Origin of the sequence: Pantoea sp. B65, assembly GCF_047308185.1 — a bacterium.
In the GTDB taxonomy this organism is placed as follows: Bacteria; Pseudomonadota; Gammaproteobacteria; order Enterobacterales; family Enterobacteriaceae; genus Erwinia.
Genome location: NZ_JAHXPU010000015.1, coordinates 97110 through 118758, shown reverse-complemented (window position 1 = coordinate 118758; position 21649 = coordinate 97110). Strand labels below are relative to the sequence as shown.

Annotated in this window: 18 protein-coding genes; 9 read left to right on the top strand and 9 right to left on the bottom strand. The window is 56.0% G+C overall.

The genetic code is table 11. From position 1 onward, the window contains the following. Nucleotides 1-21: 21 nt before the first annotated feature. Complete coding sequence (fdhD, locus tag JWF83_RS03435; protein ID WP_413649162.1) at nucleotides 22-795, bottom strand: formate dehydrogenase accessory sulfurtransferase FdhD; 774 nt, start codon at nucleotides 793-795, stop codon at nucleotides 22-24. Between the two features lie 361 nt (nucleotides 796-1156). On the opposite strand from fdhD, the gene fdhE reads away from it, so the two are divergent. Then, nucleotides 1157-2083 carry a formate dehydrogenase accessory protein FdhE gene (gene fdhE, locus JWF83_RS03430; RefSeq protein WP_413648687.1) on the top strand — a complete coding sequence of 309 codons (927 nt, stop codon included), beginning with the start codon at nucleotides 1157-1159 and terminating at the stop codon, nucleotides 2081-2083. Nucleotides 2084-2134: 51 nt separating this feature from the next. After that, on the top strand, nucleotides 2135-2746 hold the full coding sequence (locus JWF83_RS03425) for a glutathione S-transferase (protein WP_413648685.1): 612 nt from the start codon (nucleotides 2135-2137) through the stop codon (nucleotides 2744-2746). A 61-nt stretch (nucleotides 2747-2807) separates the two neighbouring features. Here the strand turns inward: JWF83_RS03425 and glyS are convergent, their stop codons facing one another. Both glyS and glyQ read right to left on the bottom strand, forming a co-directional pair. After that, nucleotides 2808-4877, bottom strand: a complete 2070-nt coding sequence (glyS, locus tag JWF83_RS03420) for a glycine--tRNA ligase subunit beta (protein WP_413648684.1) — start codon at nucleotides 4875-4877, stop codon at nucleotides 2808-2810. A gap of 9 nt (nucleotides 4878-4886) precedes the next feature. After that, on the bottom strand, nucleotides 4887-5798 hold the full coding sequence (glyQ, locus tag JWF83_RS03415; RefSeq protein WP_413648682.1) for a glycine--tRNA ligase subunit alpha: 912 nt from the start codon (nucleotides 5796-5798) through the stop codon (nucleotides 4887-4889). Between the two features lie 252 nt (nucleotides 5799-6050). On the opposite strand from glyQ, the gene JWF83_RS03410 reads away from it, so the two are divergent. Then, nucleotides 6051-7451 carry a dihydroorotase gene (locus JWF83_RS03410; RefSeq protein WP_413648681.1) on the top strand — a complete coding sequence of 467 codons (1401 nt, stop codon included), beginning with the start codon at nucleotides 6051-6053 and terminating at the stop codon, nucleotides 7449-7451. Between the two features lie 136 nt (nucleotides 7452-7587). Beyond that, the gene (locus tag JWF83_RS03405; protein ID WP_413648679.1) at nucleotides 7588-8583 is read left to right on the top strand and encodes an acyltransferase; all 996 of its coding nucleotides are present in this window, start codon (nucleotides 7588-7590) and stop codon (nucleotides 8581-8583) included. Here the strand turns inward: JWF83_RS03405 and JWF83_RS03400 are convergent, their stop codons facing one another. The 4 genes from JWF83_RS03400 to xylA all read right to left on the bottom strand — a co-directional run bounded on the left by JWF83_RS03400 (nucleotide 8584) and on the right by xylA (nucleotide 13021). After that, a complete protein-coding gene (locus JWF83_RS03400) occupies nucleotides 8584-9504 on the bottom strand; it encodes a GlxA family transcriptional regulator (protein WP_413648678.1) in 921 nt (306 codons plus the stop codon). It abuts the gene before it with no gap. A gap of 1 nt (nucleotide 9505) precedes the next feature. Beyond that, nucleotides 9506-10048 carry a cysteine hydrolase family protein gene (locus JWF83_RS03395; RefSeq protein ID WP_413648677.1) on the bottom strand — a complete coding sequence of 181 codons (543 nt, stop codon included), beginning with the start codon at nucleotides 10046-10048 and terminating at the stop codon, nucleotides 9506-9508. A gap of 166 nt (nucleotides 10049-10214) precedes the next feature. After that, nucleotides 10215-11678, bottom strand: a complete 1464-nt coding sequence (gene xylB / locus JWF83_RS03390) for a xylulokinase (RefSeq protein ID WP_413648676.1) — start codon at nucleotides 11676-11678, stop codon at nucleotides 10215-10217. 20 nt (nucleotides 11679-11698) lie between these two features. Then, nucleotides 11699-13021 (bottom strand): xylose isomerase, encoded by a 1323-nt coding sequence (gene xylA / locus JWF83_RS03385; RefSeq protein ID WP_413648675.1) that lies wholly within the window; start codon nucleotides 13019-13021, stop codon nucleotides 11699-11701. A gap of 311 nt (nucleotides 13022-13332) precedes the next feature. Here xylA and xylF point away from each other — a divergent pair, with 311 nt between their 5' ends. The 4 genes from xylF (at nucleotide 13333) to xylR (ending at nucleotide 18445) form a co-directional block, all read left to right on the top strand. Next, nucleotides 13333-14325 carry a D-xylose ABC transporter substrate-binding protein gene (gene xylF, locus JWF83_RS03380; RefSeq protein WP_413649161.1) on the top strand — a complete coding sequence of 331 codons (993 nt, stop codon included), beginning with the start codon at nucleotides 13333-13335 and terminating at the stop codon, nucleotides 14323-14325. Nucleotides 14326-14395: 70 nt separating this feature from the next. Then, nucleotides 14396-15922, top strand: a complete 1527-nt coding sequence (locus JWF83_RS03375; protein ID WP_413648674.1) for a xylose ABC transporter ATP-binding protein — start codon at nucleotides 14396-14398, stop codon at nucleotides 15920-15922. Further along, the gene (xylH, locus tag JWF83_RS03370; protein ID WP_413648672.1) at nucleotides 15915-17099 is read left to right on the top strand and encodes a xylose ABC transporter permease XylH; all 1185 of its coding nucleotides are present in this window, start codon (nucleotides 15915-15917) and stop codon (nucleotides 17097-17099) included. The genes JWF83_RS03375 and xylH overlap by 8 nt, the downstream gene beginning before the upstream one ends. Nucleotides 17100-17266: 167 nt before the next feature. After that, entirely contained in the window at nucleotides 17267-18445 is a 1179-nt protein-coding gene (gene xylR, locus JWF83_RS03365; RefSeq protein WP_413648671.1) for a D-xylose utilization transcriptional activator XylR, read from the top strand. Here xylR and JWF83_RS03360 read toward each other — a convergent pair. Beyond that, a complete protein-coding gene (locus JWF83_RS03360; protein WP_413648670.1) occupies nucleotides 18440-19426 on the bottom strand; it encodes a glycosyltransferase family 2 protein in 987 nt (328 codons plus the stop codon). The two genes, xylR and JWF83_RS03360, sit on opposite strands and share 6 nt — an antisense overlap. 252 nt (nucleotides 19427-19678) lie before the next feature. Between JWF83_RS03360 and ampH the strand changes: the two genes are divergently transcribed. Next, nucleotides 19679-20788, top strand: a complete 1110-nt coding sequence (gene ampH, locus JWF83_RS03355) for a D-alanyl-D-alanine-carboxypeptidase/endopeptidase AmpH (RefSeq protein WP_413649160.1) — start codon at nucleotides 19679-19681, stop codon at nucleotides 20786-20788. A 119-nt stretch (nucleotides 20789-20907) separates the two neighbouring features. Here the strand turns inward: ampH and dnaC are convergent, their stop codons facing one another. Beyond that, a complete protein-coding gene (gene dnaC, locus JWF83_RS03350) occupies nucleotides 20908-21648 on the bottom strand; it encodes a DNA replication protein DnaC (RefSeq protein WP_413648668.1) in 741 nt (246 codons plus the stop codon). Nucleotide 21649 lies beyond the last annotated feature (1 nt).

The following is a 21649-nucleotide window of genomic DNA, read 5'->3' as shown; positions in this document are numbered from 1 at the left end:
TTGTGCAAATATTGCGCGATTTTATCTTAACCTTTGGGGATGTGTATAGATGGTTGCGCGTCCGGGTTTACTAAATCCGATCAGCGTCAAATTGCTCCGTTCCGCCACTTCGACCGCCAGTTTGGTGGCTGCCGAGACGGCAAACAGGATTTCCACCCCACACATCGCCGATTTTTGTACCATCTCGTAGCTGGCGCGGCTGGACACCAGCACCGCCCCCCCGGTCCATTGCTGCTGGCTGCGATAGCCAAGCAGCTTATCCAGCGCCACGTGACGTCCGACATCTTCACAACCACCGCTAAGCTGCCCGTCAGGCAACACCCAGGCAGCGGCATGAGTACATCCGGTGTACTCACCAAGCGGCTGAAACTGACGCAGCTGGCTGAGCGCATGGTCGAGATAGCGCAGATCGAACGTCTGGGTAAACGGCAGCGGCTGCAGCGGTTTACCGATCTCCGCCAGTTGCTCAACGCCACATACGCCACAGCCGGTACGGCCTGCCATTGCCCGTCGCTGCGATTTCAGCGCCATAAAACGTCGGCTGGAGAGTTCCACCTGCACTTCGATACCCTTGCAGCCGTTGACGATATCAATACCAAAAATATCCTGCGGCGCGGCAATAATCCCTTCCGACAGCGAAAAACCAATGGCAAATGCCTCAAGGTCTTTTGGCGAGGCCATCATCACCACATGGGAAATACCGTTATATACCAGCGCGACCGGCACTTCATCGGCCAGCCAGTCTGGCTGCGACTGCTGCAAATCCGCTTTATTCCATACCTGCACCGCGCTCATGCCCGCGGACGGTTGCAGATTATCGGCCGATTCCGGCCGGTTATTTTTCACGTTAACGCCACCTGTGGACAATTATTCTGATCAACCGGCGGCGCTGCGCTTGCTGCCGGTGCAAGATGTCGCAATTTTGAACCGATCGCGGCGCGGGTGCAAAGTTTGCTGGCAAAAATATCGCCCGTCGGGGGGGGCTAAACCCCCGCCGCCCTGGCCTTTTAGCGACGCAAAATCCCAAATTGCTAACATATTGAGCAGAAGTGCACCGGCAGGGCTGCTATTATCAGCAAAAGAGCGATCGAGCCCCTGCGTGTATCCGCTGTCTTTTCACCGTAGCGCCGCGCAAAACAACAGGAAAAACGCCCTGATGAGTATTCGCATAATCCCGCAACAACCGCTGGAGGAAAGCGATAAGCATGCGGCGGATAGCATTCCGCCGTTACTTTTCCCCAGACTGAAAAATTTGTATCTGCGCCGCGCGACGCGCTTGCGCGATCTGGCCGCGAAAAACCCACTGGGCGACTATTTGCGCTTTGCTGCGGTGATCGCCGAAGCCCAGGAGATCGTACTGTACGATCATCCGCTGCAGATGGACCTGCATAGCCTGCTGGTGGCCACGGCGGCCAGCGGCAAGCCGCCGCTCGACATCCACAGCCTGCCACGTGCGGCGCACTGGCAGCGCTTATTACACTCGCTGATTGCCGAAATGAAGCCGGAAATGAGCGGCCAGGCGCTGGCGGTACTGGAAAATCTGGAAAAAGCCTCATCGCAGGAGCTGGAAGCCATGGCCAGTGCGATGTTCAGCAATGATTTTGCCCGGGTCAGCAGCGATAAAGCGCCGTTTATCTGGGCGGCGCTATCGCTGTACTGGGCGCAAATGGCGGCGCTTATCCCCGGTAAAGCACGGACCGAAGCCGGTAATCAGCGCCAGTTTTGTCCGGTGTGCGGCAGCGTGCCGGTCAGTAGCGTGGTGCATATCGGTAGCGAACATGACGAACTGCGCTATCTTCACTGTAATCTGTGCGAAAGTGAGTGGCATGTGGCAGCAACCACCTGCAGCAATTGTGAACAAACGCGCGAACTGCATTACTGGTCGCTGGATAGCGCTACCGGGGTGGTAAAAGCAGAAAGCTGCAGCGATTGCGGTACCTATCTGAAGCTGCTGTATCAGGAAAAGGATCCGGCGCTGGAACCGGTTGCTGACGACCTCGCCACACTGGTGCTGGATGCCCGCATGGAGCAGGAAGGTTTTGCCCGCAGTAGCCTGAACCCTTTTCTTTTTCCAGGCGAGTAATCGGGCGACGCCATTCGTCCCTTTATCAAGCTATGCAATGGAGAGAACGTAATGAAACTGATCGGCAATTACACCAGCCCGTATGTGCGTAAAATCTCGGTCATCATGCTGGAAAAAGGCATTACGTTCGAATTTGTTAATGAGTCGCCGTGGCATGAAGAGAGCCATGTGCCGCAGTATAACCCGCTGGGTAAAGTGCCGGCGCTGGTGGTGAAACCGGATGAGGTCTGGTACGACTCGGCGATTATTGCGGAATATCTTGAGCAGCTTGATATTGCCCCGGCGCTGCTGCCGCGTGAGCGGTTCGCCTCGCTAAAAGTACGGCAGATAGAAGTCCTGGCGGATGGGGTATGCGATGCCGCGTTGTTGATTGTGCGACATCAGATGCTGCCGCCGGAACAGCAGTCGGAAAGCGAGCTGTTGCGTCAGCGCACCAAGATTCAGCGTGGACTGGACGCGCTGGAGAAACTGGCGGCAGAGGGAAGCTGGCTGAACGCTGAACAGCTGACGCTGGCCGATATCGCGACGGCCTGTACCATTGGCTATCTCAATTTCCGTCGCGTGGTGCCGAACTGGTGTGTGGATCGACCGGCGCTGGTAAAACTGGCGGAGAAGATGTTTCAGCGCGAGAGCTTTGCCCGCACGGTGCCGCCGTCCGCCTGATTTCATCGCCATTAAAAAAGGGAGCCATACTATGGCTCCCTTACAGATTTGCCGCGGGTAATTACTGCAGCAGAGAAATATCCGCCACCTGCAGGAACAGTTCGCGCAGCTTAGCCAGCAGCGTCAGACGGTTAATACGCACCGCCTGATCGTCGGCGTTAACCATCACCTTATCGAAGAAGTTGTCTACCGACTCGCGCAGCTGCGCCAGTTCAATTAACGCATCCTGATAACGGCCTTCGGCAAAGAACGGCTGCAACTTGCTGGTCAGCGCGGTAACAAACGTCGCCAGCTGGATCTCTTCGTTTTCCTTCAGCAGCGAAGCCTGCACGCTGTCATTCAGGGTTTCGGTCGATTTCGCCAGGATATTCGATACCCGCTTATTGGCAGCGGCCAGCGCCGCGGCTTCCGGCAAGCTACGGAAGTGCGATACCGCCTTCATCCGCGCATCAAAGTCCGCCGGACGGGTTGGACGACGCGCCAGCACCGCCTGCAGCGTATCAATGCTGTGGCCTTCTTCCTGATACCAGCTGCGGAAACGACCGAGCATAAAGTCGATAACGTCATCCACCACCTGGCCGTTAGTCAGCTTGCTGCCATACAGACGCACCGCTTCTTCGGTCAGGGTCTGCAGATCGAGCGACAGGTTTTTCTCAACGATAATACGCAGGACGCCGAGCGCTGCGCGACGCAGAGCAAACGGGTCTTTATCGCCTTTCGGATGCTGACCAATGCCAAAAATACCGGCCAGCGTATCCATTTTATCGGCGATCGCCAGCGCACAGGCGACCGGATTGGACGGCAGATCGTCACCGGCATAGCGCGGCTGATACTGCTCGTTCAGCGCCACCGCCACATCTTCTGCTTCGCCATCATGGCGCGCGTAGTGCATGCCCATCACGCCCTGGGTGTCGGTAAACTCAAACACCATATTGGTCATCAGGTCACACTTCGACAGCAGGCCGGCACGGGTCGCATGATTAACGTCGGCACCGGTCTGCGCGGCAATCCAGCCCGCCAGCGCCTGAATACGATCGGTTTTATCACGCAGGGTGCCCAGCTGTTTCTGGAACAGCACGGTTTCCAGACGCGGCAGATGATCTTCCAGCCGTTTTTTACGGTCCGAATTGAAGAAAAACTCCGCATCGGCGAGGCGTGGGCGCACCACTTTCTCGTTACCGGAGATAATCTGCTGTGGATCTTTCGACTCGATATTGGTGACGAAAATAAAGTGCGGCAGCAATTTGCCGTGGTCGTCATACACCGGAAAGTATTTCTGATCGCCTTTCATGGTGTAAACCAGCGCTTCTGCCGGCACCGCGAGGAATTTTTCTTCAAAGGTGGCGGTCAGTACCACCGGCCATTCCACCAGTGAGGTCACTTCTTCCAGCAGGCTTTCGCTCAGATCGGCCTTACCGCCAATCTTCCGTGCCGCCGCTTCCGCATCCGCTTTGATTTTTGCTTTACGCGTTTCGTAGTCAGCGACCACTTTGCCACGCTCCAGCAGGATCTGTGGATACTGGTCAGCGTTATCAATGGTGAATTCCGCCTCGCCCATAAAGCGATGGCCACGAATGGTGCGCGCCGACTCAATACCCAGAATAGTGGCGGCGATCGACTCGTCACCCAGCAGCAGGGTTACGGTATGTACCGGACGCACAAACTGGGTCTCTTTATCACCCCAGCGCATCAGTTTTGGAATCGGCAGCTTCGCCAGCGCCGTAGCGACCATCGCCGGCAGCAGCGCCTGGGCGCTTTCGCCGGTGCTTTTGGCACGATACAGCAGCCATTCGCCCTTGTCGGTGCTCAGACGTTCAGCCTGATCGACCGTGATACCACAACCACGCGCCCAGCCTTCGGCCGCTTTGGTGGCGACGCCATTGGCATCAAAGGCGGCGGCAATCGCCGGGCCGCGTTTTTCAACTTCACGATCCGGCTGTGCGGCGCTCAGCTGCGCCACTTTCAGCGCCAGACGACGCGGTGCGGCAAACCAGCTGACCTCGCCGTGCGCCAGTTCAGCGGCGTCCAGTTCGGCAGTAAAGTTGGCGGCAAACGATTCCGCCAGGTTACGCAGAGCCTTTGGTGGCAGCTCTTCGGTGCCGATCTCCACCAGAAAAGTTTTTTCAGTCATGGCCGCCTCTTATTTCTTGTTATTGCACATCGGGAAGCCCAGCGCCTCACGCGACGCATAATAAGCTTCAGCCACGGCTTTGGTCAGGGTACGAATGCGCAGAATATAGCGCTGACGCTCGGTCACCGAAATCGCTTTGCGCGCGTCCAGCAGGTTAAACGTATGACCCGCTTTCAGAATGCGTTCGTAAGCCGGTAGCGGCAGCGGTTTTTCCAGCGCCAGCAGGCTTTGTGCCTCTTTCTCGTAATGCTCGAAGCAGGTAAACAGGAAATCGACATCCGCGTGTTCAAAGTTGTAGGTGGATTGCTCCACTTCATTCTGATGGAACACGTCGCCGTATGTCGTCGTCCCCAGCGGACCGTCGCTCCACACCAAATCGTAAACGCTGTCCACGCCCTGGATATACATCGCCAGACGCTCCAGACCGTAGGTGATCTCACCGGTTACTGGCTTACATTCGAGGCCGCCAACCTGCTGGAAGTAGGTAAACTGCGTCACTTCCATGCCGTTGAGCCACACTTCCCAGCCAAGACCCCAGGCACCCAGCGTCGGGTTTTCCCAGTTATCTTCCACAAAGCGAATATCGTGGATGGTGGGGTCCATCCCCAGCTCTTTCAGGGAACCCAGATACAGCTCCTGAATGTTGTCCGGCGAGGGTTTAATAATCACCTGAAACTGGTAATAGTGCTGCAAGCGGTTCGGGTTTTCGCCATAGCGCCCGTCGGTAGGACGGCGTGACGGCTGCACGTAGGCGGCAGCGATTGGCTCCGGCCCTAAAGCACGCAGGCAAGTCATTGGGTGAGAGGTGCCGGCGCCCACTTCCATGTCCAGTGGTTGAACAATGGTGCAGCCCTGGCGCGCCCAGTAATCCTGCAAGGTCAGGATCAGGCCCTGAAAGGTCTTAGTATCAAACTTTTGCATGATGAATTCGCACGCGATACGGGTGGATGAAAAAAGTGTGCGCCAGTATACCCTTTGACCGGGTTGATTACCAAAATGGTAATCGCCATAAGTCACTTTCTTCTGTATTTCACGGCAATCTGCCGCCATAACCCCGCGTATGTTAACCACCTTGCGGCGAAATCAGGTGTATGCCGGATGTGGCGCGCGTCTGACGGATGATAGATATCTCTTATTGCTAACCGAACCCGGATGGCTACAGGAGAAACCACGATGAGAACATTGATCGTCAACGGCTTAGTCGTTACCCCCACCGGGGAGATCCGCGCTGATTTGCTGATTGAGCAGGGTAAAATTGCCGGCATTCTGACACCGGGCGGCCAGTTGCCCGCGGCAGATGAGCTGATCGATGCCAGCGGGCTGATAGTGATGCCCGGAACCATTGATGCTCATACCCACTTCACCGCCGCCCATGATTTTCCCGAACTGGAACTGCGCGAAGGTACGCAGGGTGCCGCAGCCCATGGCGTAACCACGATTATCGAAATGCCCCACTCGCTGCCACCGGTCACCACTGTCGATAGCTTTCTCGCCCGGCGCGAGATGCTGGCATCCAGCTGCTGCGTGGATTTTGCCCTCTGGGCGGGTCTGGACGGCAATAACGTCTCGCAGCTGGCAAAGATGCAGCAGGCTGGCGCTATCGCCTTTAAAGCCTTTTTGTGCAGCGATTCCGCGGATGGCGCCGCCAGTGATGAGAAAGGGTTGCCGAGGCTGAATGATGATAGTCTGCTGCGCGCCATGCGTGAGCTGGCCTGCTTTAACGGCCTGATCGGTGTGCATGCCGAGAACCATGACATTCTGATCGGCGCCAGCCGTGAATTACGCGCTGCCGGACGCAGCGATAACCGTGCTATTGCGCTGGCTGGCCCGGAGATTGCGGAGACCGAAGCCGTAGGTCGCGTGCTGCACTTCGCCAGGCAAACCGGCGTGCGAACGCATATTGTCCACGTCAGTTCCGCCGAGGCGGTACGCATGATTACAGCCGCAAGACCGGCGGCGCGCGTCACCTGCGAAACCTGTCCACACTATCTGCTACTTGACGTGGAGGATCTGGTGCGTATTGGCGCCAATACCCGTTGTAGTCCGCCGCTGCGTCCGCGTCCGGTGGTCAATGCCCTGTGGCAGCGGGTGCACAGCGGTGAAATTGACCTGCTGGCTTCTGATCACTATCCCTGTACCCCGGCACAGAAACAGACCGGGCAGCATGGCATCTGGGATGCCGTGAAGGGGTTAACCGGGGTGGAGACGCTTGGCCCGCTGTTTTTCAGTGAAGGTCATATCCGGCGCGCTTTGCCGCTGGCTGAAGTTGCGCGCATGACCGCCCGCGGCCCGGCGCAGGTTTTCCAGCTCTGGCCGCAAAAAGGCGCCATTGCGCTGGGTGCCGATGCCGATTTAGCACTGTATGACCCGCAGGCAAACTGGACGGTGAGCGGGGAAAAATTTCACGGACTGGGTAAGTGGAGCGCCTTTGACGGGATAAGATGCCGGGGAAACGTGGTGCGCACGCTGATCCGCGGCATCACCGTATTTCGTGCTGGCGAAATGCAGGTTGCCCCGGGGTTTGGGCAGTTCCTGACGCGCACTGGCTATAGTCCGGTTTTATCCGGCGGATAAATATTAACCACCCCGCCGTCTGCAAATCCTGTTGGCCATTAAACTGATTCCGCTTATCGGCGATAAGGGTTGTTGAACCCTGTGCGCCTGGCTAATCTCTGTCATGCAGCGAAAGGAAGGCAATATAGAGGATAAGATGTCGCAAAAGATTGGCTGGATAGATAATTTACGTGCGGTGGCCTGTTTAATGGTGATTATGATCCATACCACCACCTGGTATATCACCAACAGTCCACAAGTGGCTGAATACCATTGGGATATCGCCAATCTGCTGAACTCTGCCTCGCGCGTCTGCGTCCCGATCTTCTTTATGATTTCAGGTTATCTGTTCTTTGGTGAACGCAGCGCGCAACATCGCCATTTTCTGCGGATTGTGTTGTGTTTGCTGTTTTACAGTGCGGTAGCGCTGATCTATATCACCCTGCTGACGCCCATCAGCGAAATGATTTCCATCAAACACTTACTGCAAAAACCGGTGTTCTACCACCTGTGGTTTTTCTTCGCGATTATGGTGATTTATCTGCTGTCGCCGTTGATCGAGGTAAAAACGGTGCGCCCGGGCTATCTCGCCGTGCTGGTGCTGGTGCTGGCGGTGGTCGCCAATCCGAATACCGTCGATCAGTCTGTCGGGCCGTTTCACTGGCTACCGGTCAATCTGTATATCGGCGGCGACACCTTCTATTATGTCCTCTACGCCTTGCTTGGTCGCGCCATCGGCATGATGGACACGGGAAAGCGCGCGATCAGCTGGCTGGCGGGGCTGCTGTTTGCCGCCTGCGTGCTGGGGATTTCGGTCGGCACCAAAAAAGAGCTGCATATTAACGGCGCCTTCTCTGATACCTGGTATTTGTACTGCGGGCCGCTGGTGTTTATCGCGGCGGTTAGCCTGATGATACTGTTTAAAAACTGCCTGAATCAGCGCCCGTTGCCAGGTTTAGCCCTTATTTCGCGCCACTCGCTGCCGATTTACGGCTTTCACGCGCTGTTTATTCATTTTATGCGCACCCATCATCTCGACCATACCCGCCTGCCGCTGCTGGATATTCCGCTTATATTTGCCGTTACCCTCGCTGGCAGCCTGCTGCTGGCAATCGGCCTGCGGCGGATTGATAAATATCAGCTGGTGAGTTAGTTAATCCTGCCAGCGCTGCTCCGCACGGCGCAGCTGACGCGATGAGGAGAACCCGGCGGCCAGCGCCGCACGCTCCGCGCCTTCTCCCTGATTAACCCGCTGGCGCGCCACCGCCAGCCGCAGCTGTTCATGGTAGTCACGCACGCTAATGCCGAGATGCTGGCGGAACAGCCGCGTCAGATGACGTGAACTGACATGTACGCGCGCGGCGATCTCTTCCAGCTGCCAGCTTTTTTCCGGCTGCTGAATCAGCAGATCCTGGGCACGATGAATCGCCGGATTGAGATGATTTCGATGGGATAACCACGGCGATAGCTGCGGATCGTCGCCCGATCGGCGAAACCACACCACCATTTCGCGCGCAACGGCCAGCGCCACCGGTAAGCCGCACAGCCGCTGAATCAGATGCAGGGCGAGGTCAATACCGGCGGTAATTCCGGCGCTGGTCCAGATACCGCGATCTTCAATGAAAATGCGATTTTCTTTTACCAGCGCGCCAGGGGCAGCAGCACGCAGGCGCGCCAGCACATCGTGGTGAGTGGTGCATTGCACGCCATACATTAACCCGGCGCGCGCTGCCAGCACGGTGCCGGAACAGACACAAACCAGGGTAATTTTGCGGGCATGAATCGCAGGCTGCAGCCGCGACAGCCAGTGTTGCGCTGTCAGCGCCTGCGGCGTGTCATAGCAGACGGAGGAGTCATACGACCCCGGCACCACTAAAATGCTGCCGTCAGGTAAAGCGTCCGGCAACGGTTCGATATTGCCGATAGCCATATCGGTTGAGGAGATGACCGTTGCCTGCGGGCCGATATAGCGCAGGGAAAATGCCCCCGCCGCCAGCTTCAGCGTTTCCGCCGGACCGGTAACATCCAGCGCCATTACCCCGGGTAATGTTAAAAACCAGACCGGTATCGACATATCAGGCAAGCTCCTGCAAACAGCTCTCCACCGTATGGATCGCCGCAAAGCGGTTAATTAATACACTCTCGGTGCGGTGACGAAGATCGGCAACGCTGAGTGTTATACCGTTATGGGTGATCGGGAACGTCATGGTCGCTTCGGTGACAAAGGTCACCTTATAGCCCAAATCTGAGGCCACGCGCGCGGTAGTTTCGCAACACTGTTCGGTGCAGATGCCGCCGATAATCACATCGGTCACCTGCTGCTCACGTAACCAGCCGTCCAGACCCGATTCGGTCAGGGCATTATGCACATTTTTATAAAAAGTGTTATCCGCCTGATGCTGCAAAAATGGCATCCGCTCGACTAAGCCTGACGCACGCGAAAATGGCCCTTGGGCGGAGACGTGAAACACATCGACCAGCAGTATCCCCTGTTGCCGACAGCCGGCAATCAGCGCATTCAGCCGCTGCTCAAAAGCGCGGGTTTCTGCTGAGGCAACATAGCCGCGATGGTAAAAAGATTGCTGGATATCGATCAGTAACAGTGCAGTTTTTGACATTTCAGGACACCTCATCATAAAGACCAGAGTCAATAATGACGGTAACTGGTGCGCAACTGAAGGCCAAAACAGGACATTACAGATGAGGATAGGGACAAGCTGAACTTCGCCATGCCGATATGCAGAGGGAGCCAGTAATGGCTCCCTCCGGATGGTTTCAGATAACTTAGCCGCCCGCAGACATTAACGGTTCCAGCTGTTGATAAATGCGGGCAAATATCTCGCGCTGCTGCAAATAGTGCCGGTGACGCAGCGCATCCGGCTGATGACGCTGTTCCAGTGGCAGAGCAGGCAATAGCTCCGCCAGCGGCCGGTGCGGATGCAGGGCGATTAACGCCAGCCGCGCCGCGCCGAGCGCCGGGCCGACATCGCCCCCGGTGCAGTAATCCAGCGTCTGGCCACTGATATCGGCCAGCATCTGCCGCCAGAACGGACTACGTGCCCCGCCGCCAATCAGCATAATCCCCTGTGGCTTCACCCCGGTGGCATGCAGCACATCCATGCCCTGCGCCAGCGCAAACCCCACCCCCTCCAGCACCGCACGCGCCAGTTCAGGACGGCCATGCTGATGGGTAAAGCCAAAAAATACCCCTTTGGCTTGCGGATTATTATGCGGCGTACGCTCACCGGACAGATAAGGCAAAAACCAGACCGGCGGGATATCGCTGCGCGCGCTCTCCGCTTCAGCCAGCAGTTCAGGCACATCTTTACAGCCGCTAAGTTGCGCCGCCCAGTCAAGACAGGAGGCGGCACTCAACATCACCGACATCAGATGCCAGCGATCCGGCAGCGCATGACAGAAACTGTGCACCGCGCTTTCCGGGTTGCTGCGAAAACCGTCGCTGACGACAAAATAGACGCCCGAGGTTCCCAGCGACAGCATCGCCTGTCCGGGCTGAAACATGCCCACCCCCAGCGCACCGGCGGCATTATCACCGCCACCGGCAACCACCGGCACCGGCGCCATTCCCCAGCGCTGCGCCAGCGTCTCACTCAGCTGCCCGGTGATCTGGTTGCCCTCAAACAGCGCCGGCATCTGGTCACGGCTTAAACCACAGGCCGCCAGCAGCCGGTCATTCCAGTCTCGTGCCGCCATATCCAGCCACAGGGTACCGGCAGCGTCAGACATATCACTGGCAAATTCACCGGTCAGACGAAAACGCAGATAATCCTTCGGCAGCAACACTTTCGCCAGCCGGGCAAAAATTTCCGGTTCATGCTGTTTCACCCACAACAACTTGGGAGCGGTAAAGCCAGGCATCATCAGATTGCCGGTAATCTGACGTGAATCAGTTACCTGCAGTTCCAGTTCACGGCACTGTGCCGCGCTGCGACCGTCATTCCACAGGATCGCCGGACGCAATACCCGATTCTGCGCATCAAGCAAGGTGGCGCCATGCATCTGACCAGTCAGCCCGATAGCCTGTACCTGGCTCAGATCCTGCTCTGCCGCCAGCGCCAGCAGCGCCTTATCGGTCGCCAGCCACCAGCTTTCGGGATCCTGCTCGCTCCAGAGCGGCTCAGGTCGCGAGACGCTGAGCTTTTCCGTTTTGCTGGCCAGCACCTGCCCCTGCGCATCCAGCAACACCACTTTGACCCCCGAGGTGCCTAAATCGATGCCGATTACCATGATGCCTGCCTCTCTCCGGGTTATTTGTCGAACAGATAGTGATTCACCAGATTTTCCAGCTGCTCCTGACGTCCGCTCTGATGCTGCGGATTAAGCTGCTGCTGCTGTGCGTGCTGCGCCAGAGCGGCCAGCGAGAATTCACCGCTCAGGATCTGCTGGCCGAACTCGCCATTCCAGCCGCTGTAGCGTTGCGCCACACGTTTATCCAGCTCACCGTCGGTAATCATGCGCGCCGCTACTTTCAGCGCCAGCGCCATGGTATCCATCGCGCCAATATGGCCGTAGAACAGATCATATTTATCGGTACTCTGACGGCGGATCTTGGCGTCAAAGTTTAAACCGCCGGTGGTAAATCCGCCCGCTTTGATAATTTCATACATCACCAGCGCATTCTCTTCCACACTGTTAGGGAACTGGTCGGTATCCCAGCCAAGTTGCGGATCGCCGCGGTTGGCATCGACAGAGCCAAAAATACCGAGGGCGATAGCACTGGCGATTTCATGATGGAACGAGTGCCCGGCGAGGGTGGCGTGGTTAGCTTCCACATTCACATTAATCTCTTTTTCCAGACCAAACTGTTTCAGGAAGCCATAGACCGTCGCCACATCGTAATCATACTGGTGCTTGGTCGGCTCCTGCGGTTTTGGCTCAATCAGCAGCGTGCCCTGGAAGCCAATCTTATGTTTATGCTCCACCACCATCTGCATAAAACGGCCAATCTGCTGGCGTTCCTGGCGTAAATCGGTATTCAGCAGAGTCTCATAACCTTCACGTCCGCCCCACAGCACATAGTTTTCCCCGCCCAGTTGATGGGTGGCATTCATCGCACTGTTAACCTGGGTCGCCGCCCAGGCAAAAACTTCCGGATCCGGATTGGTAGCGGCCCCGGCGCCATAACGCGGATTAGTGAAACAGTTCGCCGTGCCCCACAACAGCTTCACGCCGCTCTGCTGTTGTTTCTCCAGCAACACATCGGTCATCACAGCAAAATTATTGAGATAGCTTTGCAGTGAGTCCCCTTCCGGTGACACATCAACATCATGGAAGCAGTAGTAAGGCACATTCAGCTTCTGGAAGAATTCAAAGGCGACATCGGCTTTGCGCTTCGCCAGCTCCAGTGCATCCCCGGCCTTTTGCCATGGCCGATCAAACGAACCAACACCAAACATATCGGCGCCGTTCCAGCAGAAGCTGTGCCAGTAGCAGGCGGCGAAACGCAGATGATCGGCCATGCGTTTCCCCAGAATCATTTCATCTGGATTGTAGTGACGAAACGCCAGCGGATTACGGGTTTGTGATCCTTCGTAGCGAACACTCTCTAGCTGATCAAAATAAGCGTGCATGTCAGGCTCCTCAAGGTTGCCATTTAATAAAAACGTAAACTTGCGCTGATTGTGGTAGCGCAATGACATCCGCTCAATTATGTTATTTCACACCGGCGTTAAGATAATTATCAAATGTGCGCCAGCTCGCAAAATAAGCGCAACCGCAGCTTTAACGGTGAAAATTAGATCGCCGTCATAATTCCACAAATAAACCAAAAAACATAACGGCAGGAGGAAAATCTGTAATTGCCGTTACCCCGGTCTGTGATAACAATTCATCCGCCTGACAGTGCGAATGTCAAAAGCAGCCAACCTACAAGGTGACGATGATGAAGATGAAACAAGCTTTACTGGCGGTATGCGCCGCGCTGGCTCTGGTCAGCCACGCGGGTTTTGCAAAAGAAGTTAAAATCGGTATGGCCATCGATGACCTGCGTCTTGAACGCTGGCAAAAAGATCGTGATATATTTGTCAGCAAAGCTGAATCGCTGGGAGCAAAAGTATTTGTCCAGTCAGCGAACGGCAATGAAGAAACACAGATGTCGCAAATAGAAAATATGATTAACCGTGGCGTTGATGTACTGGTCATTATCCCTTACAACGGTCAGGTATTAAGTAACGTTATTGCCGAAGCCAAACGCGAAGGCATTAAAGTATTAGCCTACGACCGTATGATTAATAATGCGGATATCGATTTCTATATCTCTTTTGATAATGAAAAAGTCGGCGAAATGCAGGCCAAAAGCATTATTGACCGCGTCCCGCAGGGTAATTATTTCCTGATGGGCGGCTCACCGGTAGATAACAACGCCCGGCTGTTCCGCGACGGACAGATGAAGGTGCTGAAGCCGCTGATTGACTCCGGCAAAATCAAAGTTGTGGGCGATCAGTGGGTCGATGCCTGGTTACCGGAAAACGCATTGAAAATTATGGAGAATGCGCTTACCGCTAACGGCAATAAAATCGATGCGGTGGTGGCTTCCAATGACGCTACCGCTGGCGGGGCCATTCAGGCATTAAGCGCCCAGGGTCTGGCAGGCAAGGTGGCGATTTCCGGTCAGGATGCCGATTTGGCCGCCATCAAACGCATCAACAGCGGTACCCAGACCATGACGGTGTATAAGCCGATCACGAAACTGGCGAATGAAGCCGCCCAAATCGCGGTGGAACTGGGTAACGGTAAGCAGCCGAAGTCCAATGCCAAACTGAATAATGGCCTGAAACAGGTACCCGCCTGGCTACTGGAACCGATTGCCGTCGATAAAACCAATATCGACAGCACGGTGGTCGCCGATGGTTTCCACAAGAAAAGCGATCTTTAATCCCTCACCCCCGTGGCCGCCAGCCTGACGCTGGCGGTTCTCTCGTGCTATGCGATCTCCGGAGGTAACAGTGACAACGCTGCTGGAAATGAAAAACATCACCAAGATGTTTGGCGCGGTCAAAGCGGTCGATGATGTCAGTCTCAGTCTGCAGCCCGGCGAGGTGTTATCGCTGTGCGGCGAAAACGGTTCCGGCAAATCGACCCTGATGAAAGTGCTGTGCGGTCTTTATCCCGCAGGCGAATATCAGGGCACTATTGTGTTTGCCGGTGACGAAATCCAGGCAAGCGGCATTCGCGATACCGAGCGCAAAGGTATTGTGATTATTCATCAGGAACTGGCGCTGGTGCGTCAGCTGACGGTACTGGAAAATATCTTTCTTGGCGCCGAGCTGACCCGCTTTGGCATCGTCGATTATGAAACCATGACCCTGCGTTGCCAGCAGTTGCTGGCGCAGGTCAAACTTGATGTCTCTCCGCATACCCGCGTTGGTGAACTCGGCCTCGGTCAGCAGCAGTTAGTTGAGATTGCCCGCGCGCTGAATAAGCAGGTGCGTCTGCTGGTGCTTGACGAACCCACCGCTTCGTTAACCGAGCAGGAAACCGAAGTGCTGCTGGCGATCGTCAATAACCTGCGCGATCACGGTATTGCCTGCGTCTATATCTCGCACAAACTCAACGAAGTGAAAGCCATCTCTGACACTATCTGCGTGATCCGCGACGGCAGGCATATCGGTACCCGTCCGGCCGCAGGTATGAGTGAAGACGAGATCATTACCATGATGGTGGGTCGTGAGCTGACTTCACTCTACCCCAGCGAACCACACCAGATCGGCAGCGAAATTCTGCGCGTGGAGAACCTGACCGCGTGGCATCCGGTTAACCGTCATGTGAAGCGGGTCAACGATGTCTCCTTTAGCCTGCACCGTGGCGAAATCCTCGGTATTGCCGGGCTGGTGGGGGCCGGACGCACGGAAACCGTCCAGTGTCTGTTTGGCGTCTGGCCAGGCCGCTGGCAGGGGAAAATAGTGATTGATGGTCAGCCGGTGACGATTGCTGACTGTCAGCAGGCGCTGGCGCAGGGCATCGCCATGGTGCCGGAAGATCGTAAAAAAGATGGCATCGTGCCGGTAATGGCGGTAGGGAAAAATATTACCCTGGCGGCGCTCGATCAGTTTAGCGGCGCCCTGTCGACCCTCGACGATGCGCAGGAACAGCAAGCCATCCAGCAGGCGATCAAACGGTTAAAAGTGAAAACCTCATCGCCGGAACTGGCGATTGGTCGTCTGAGCGGCGGCAACCAGCAAAAAGCGGTGCTGGCAAAATGTCTGCTGCTCAATCCACGCATTCTGATCCTGGATGAACCCACGCGCGGCATTGATATTGGCGCGAAATATGAGATCTACAAACTGATCAATCAGCTGGTGCAGCAGGGCATCGCCATTATCGTCATCTCCTCTGAATTACCGGAGGTGCTGGGATTAAGCGACCGCGTGCTGGTGATGCACCAGGGACAAATTAAAGCCGACTTAATTAACCAGAACCTGACCCAGGAACAGGTGATGGAAGCGGCACTTCGGAGCGAACACTATGTTTAAGACTGATTTGACTCAGCGCAGCCTGTTGTCACCGGCGGCGAGCGCTGCAACCGGTAAATTCCGTCTGCTTAATTTCCAGGTGCTGGTGATGCTGGCGGCAATCCTGCTGATTATGCTGTTTTTCACCTGGATGACAGACGGCGCCTACCTCAGCGCACGTAATATCTCCAACCTGCTGCGTCAGACGGCAATCACCGGCATTCTGGCGGTGGGGATGGTGTTTGTGATTATCTCCGCCGAGATCGATCTGTCAGTCGGTTCGATGATGGGACTGCTCGGCGGCGTGGCGGCCATTTTTGACGTCTGGCTCGGCTGGCCGTTACCGCTGACCATTGCGGTCACGCTGGTACTCGGGCTGCTGCTCGGCGCCTGGAATGGCTGGTGGGTGGCGTATCGTAAGGTGCCGTCGTTTATCGTTACCCTCGCCGGGATGCTGGCATTTCGCGGCATTCTGGTCGGGATTACCAACGGTACCACGGTAGCGCCAACCAGCCCGGCGATGTCGCAAATTGGTCAGAGCTACCTGCCGGATGGTATCGGCTTCGGCTTTGGCGTCCTCGGGCTGTTGCTGTTTATCTTCTGGCAGTGGCGCTTACGTCAGCGTCGCCAAAGCATGGGGCTGCCGCAAAGCTCCGCCAGCGGTTCCGTCACCCGTCAGTCATTAACCGCGCTTCTGGTGCTGGGCGCCATCTGGATGCTGAATGACTATCGCGGTGTGCCGACGCCGGTGCTGCTGCTGGCTCTGCTGCTGCTGGCCGGGATGTTTATGGCCACACGCACCGCTTTTGGCCGGCGTATCTACGCCATCGGCGGCAATCTCGATGCCGCCCGGCTGTCGGGGATTAACGTGGCGCGCACCAAAATGGCGGTGTTTGCGATTAACGGTCTGATGGTGGCGATTGCCGGTTTGATCCTCAGTTCACGCCTCGGGGCTGGCTCGCCGTCGGCGGGTAATATCGCCGAACTGGATGCCATCGCCGCCTGCGTGATTGGCGGCACCAGCCTGGCAGGGGGGATCGGCACGGTTGCCGGGGCAGTGATGGGGGCATTTATTATGGCCTCGCTGGATAACGGCATGAGCATGATGGATGTCCCGACCTTCTGGCAGTACATCGTCAAAGGCGCCATCCTGCTGCTGGCGGTATGGATGGATTCGGCCACTAAGCGCCGCGTCTGATTATTCCCTTCGCCCGATTGCCGCAGCGCGGGCGGCATCAATAACGCCCGCGCCGCGGCAATGACGGTGCGATATAGATACCGATCACATGGCTCGCTAATTTTTTTCTGCCCGCTGGCGCGGCGTGTTATTGAAATGGCATGCCTGACTTCGTGGGGGGAAGCGCCATGACGGAAAAACGTTTTCGCATCACACTGCTGTTTAATGCCAATAAAGTCTATGACCGCCAGGTGGTTGAGGGCGTGGGGGAATATTTACAGGCATCCCAGACCGACTGGGATATTTTTATTGAAGAGGATTTCCGCTGTCGCATCGACAATATTCGCGAATGGCTGGGCGATGGGGTGATTGCCGACTACGACGATAAACAGATTGAGTCACTGCTGCAGCACGTTAATGTGCCGATTGTCGGCGTCGGCGGATCTTACCATCGGCCGCAGGACTATCCGCCGGTGCATTACATCGCTACCGATAACACCGCGCTGGTGGAAAGTGCCTTTTTACATTTAAAAGAGAAAGGAGTACATCGCTTCGCCTTTTACGGCTTGCCCCTGTCGAGCGGCAAGCGCTGGGCGCAGGAGCGGGAATATGCCTTTCGCCAGCTGGTGGCGCAGGAGCGCTATCAGGGGGTGGTGTATCAGGGCATGGAGACCGCGCCGGAAAACTGGCAGCATGCGCAGAACCGTCTGGCCGACTGGGTACAAACCCTGCCGCCGCAAACCGGGATTATTGCGGTCACTGACGCGCGTGCGCGCCATCTGTTGCAGGTGTGCGAACATCTGAAAATTCCGGTGCCGGAAAAGTTGTGTGTTATCGGCATCGATAACGAAGAGCTGACGCGCTATTTATCACGGGTGGCGCTGTCGTCGGTGGCGCAGGGGTCGCGGCAGATGGGGTATCAGGCGGCAAAATTGCTGCATCGCCTGCTGGATAAACATATTCTGCCGCTACAGCGCATTTTGGTTCCACCGGTCAAAGTGATTGAACGCCGTTCCACCGATTATCGTTCGCTGCATGACCCGGCGGTGATCCAGGCGATGCACTATATCCGCTTTAATGCCTGCAAAGGCATTAAGGTGGAGCAGGTGCTGGATGCGGTCGGCATGTCGCGGTCGAATCTCGAAAAACGCTTTAAAGATGAGACCGGAGAGACGATTCACGCGCTGATCCACAGTGAAAAGCTGGAGAAAGCGCGCACTCTGTTAATCTCCTCGTCAATGTCGATCAATGAGATTTCGCAGATGTGCGGCTATCCATCGTTGCAGTACTTTTACTCGGTGTTTAAGAAGAGCTATGCCAGCACCCCTGGCGAGTATCGCGAACGTTTTGGCGAAGTGACGCTATAGCCCGCCATCTGGCGCGATGATAGCAATAATTTCGCGCATCAGGCCGCCGCTTACCGGACCGGGACCGGCGGATTCAGACGCGTGCCACCGATCCAGCAGTAGCTGGATCAGTTCCTGCGGCGCCAGGCGGCCGCTATCCAGTAGCTTATTTTTCGCCAGCAGATTTAGCACTAACCATTTCAGGTTATAACGCAAGCAATTAAGGGTGACCGGATTATCCAGTTTATCCGCCAGCGGTAATAGCGCGGCCAGCACGCTGACCTGCTCAGAAATATTCGTCAGCGTTATTCTGCTGGTGGTTAACGAACCGGGATGTATGCTGTGGATATGCAGCCTGGTCTTCAGGACCTTTACCCGCGCCAACGGCGCAGAGAGCAACATATCGGTGGTAAATAACTCATCTTCATAGATCCGCTGGCGGAATCTTTTCGTCTGATATTTCAGGCGATCAAACATATAGCCCCAGACCACCACCGGATAACCATGGCCTTGTTTTTCCAGCGCCTCAAGACACTCCTGATACATCTGCTCCGCGCTCAGCACGCGGCCGTGGAGCGCTTGCGGATACTGATAATAGGCCGCCAACCCCATACTTTTCAGCAACGGCGAAAAGTAGTGCAACTGAGTGGAAAAAAACAGTAAATCGAGCTGGTGCGCGCGCATCTGTCCAACGCAGGTTTCCAGGCAGAGAGGTTTCAGCTTATCGTCGGCATCAAGGAACAGAATATAGTCTCCCCGCGCATGATCCAGACCGATATTGCGCGCTGCTCCCGGCCCGCCGTTGGCGGAGGTCAGCACGCTGATCTGCTGAAACCGGGCGGTATATTTTTGCAGAATCGCCGCCGAGCCATCGCAGGAACCATCGTCAACCACGATCACTTCATAGTCGGTAAAGGTTTGCTTTAGCACCGAGTTCAGACACCCCGGCAAATACTCTTGTGCATTAAAGGCGGCGATAATAATAGTAACGACAGGTTTCACAGAGGGTTACCTTTTGAGACCAGACGGACGACATTATTGCCATAGCGACACAACACCGCCGCCAGTTAAGCGCGGTATAGTTGCTGTCTGCTGACCGCGGGGAGATAGCAGCGGGGTAAAGAAAAATTGCGGTCAGCTAAGATATGATTAGTGCCAGAAATAACAGAAATGATTACTATGCAGAGTATCCCCTTGTTAACCGTTCTGGATAATCTGCCGTTGAAATCACCCATCCCTTATTTGCTGGCGCTGATGGTTATCGCACTACCGATGCGCAGCATGGCGCAGAGTTCGCCCGATCCGCTGCTGGCTTCGCAAATTGTTGATCGTTATGCAGAACATATTTTCTATGGCACCGCGGCTACCGGCATGGCGCTGGTGGCGATTGATGGTAATCAGCGGGTATTCGCCAGCTTTGGTGATACCCGTCCCGGCAATAATGTGCGCCCGCAGCAAGACTCGCTGATTCGTATTGCCTCACTGAGTAAGCTGCTAACCAGCGAGCTGATGGTGAAACTGGCCGAAGAAGGCCGCCTGCGTCTTGACGATCCGCTCAGCAAATATGCGCCGCCCGGCACTCGTGTTCCCTCTTATGGCGGTCAGTCGATTAAACTGATTAACCTGGCGACCCATACCAGCGGCCTGCCGCGCGAGCAGCCCGGCGGTAAAGCGCTACGTCCGGTGTTCGCCTGGCCTGACCATGCCGAACGCTGGAGCTGGCTGAAAACCGCGCAGCTTACCACGCCGCCAGGCGCCCGCGCCTCTTACTCTAACCTGGCCTACGATCTGCTGGGTGATGCGCTGGCGCGCGCCTCCGGCATCCCTTACCCGACGCTGCTGAACAGCAAAATTACCCGTCCGCTGGGGATGAAGGACACCACTTTTACCCCATCGCCTGAGCAGTGCGCGCGCCTGATGGTGCCGGAGAAAGGGGCCAGTCCGTGCAACAATACGCTGGCCGCCATCGGTAGCGGCGGCGTCTATTCCACGCCGGATGATATGGCCCGCTGGATGCAGCAATTTCTCTCTTCGGATGTTTCCCGGCGCAGCCCGCAGGCCGACAGATTACAGACGCTGATCTATCGCCGCAGCCAGCTGGCCAAAGTTGACGGTATGGATGTGCCAGGCAAGGCCGACGCCCTCGGTATGGGCTGGGTATATATGGAGCCGAAGAATGGGCTACCGGGCATTATTCAGAAAACCGGCGGCGGCGGCGGCTTTATTACCTATATCGCAATGGTGCCGCAGCATAATGTTGGCGTATTTGTGGTGGTCACCCGTTCACCATTAAGCCGCTTTACTCCGATGAGCGATGGGGTAAATAGTTTGCTGGCTGAGCTGGTGAATAATACGGCGGGTTAAATGCACCGGCGGCATACATGTCGCCCCTATCGGTGCGGAGATAAAAATAGAGCAACCAGCTTTACTGGTGGTTGCTGAAACGCTGTAGGGGCCGGATTTATTCGGCCCGTCCTTCGCTATTAATACTCTTCCCCGGTCACACGGCTGCGATAACTATCCCAGGTAAAACGGACCCATAAGCTTTTGCCAAGGCGCATACGATCCATCACCCGTTCGCCCAGCAGGCTATTCATTCCGGCGATATCAAGGTTAGACAGCATGCCGGTCGGACGTTTCGAAGAGGAGCGACGGTCGACAATCTGATTGATAATCACCTTCTCGTAACGCGATTCGGTCTGCATGCCAATCTCGTCAATAACCAGCAGGTCGACGGTGCTCAAATCATGGATCAGACTCTCTTCCGTTACCCCGCTACCGCCGCTAAAGGTGCCTTTCATATTGGACATCAGGTCGGCAACTGTTACCACCAGCACACTTTTACCACGTAAAATCAGGTCATTACCAATGGCTGCCGCCAGGTGGTTTTTGCCGGTGCCGGGTTTGCCGGAAAAGACAAAACTGGCGATGCTGCCATCAAACTCTTCCGCATACTGGCGTGCACGATCCAGCGCCAGCTGTTGCCCTTCGCACTCGACGCGGTAGTTATCAAATGAGCAGTTGATATGCAGCTCGCGGATGCCGGAACGGCCAAGAATACGCTGCATTTTCATCGCACGGTTTTCGCGGGCAATATCCTGGGAGCGGATGCGCCCCTGTTCCTGGTTCCAGGCAAACAGTTCAGCGCTATCCTTAAACTTCGGCTTAATATGCGCTGGCATTAAGCGCTGCATACGTTTCAGCAAGTCGGCACTGTTTTTCATT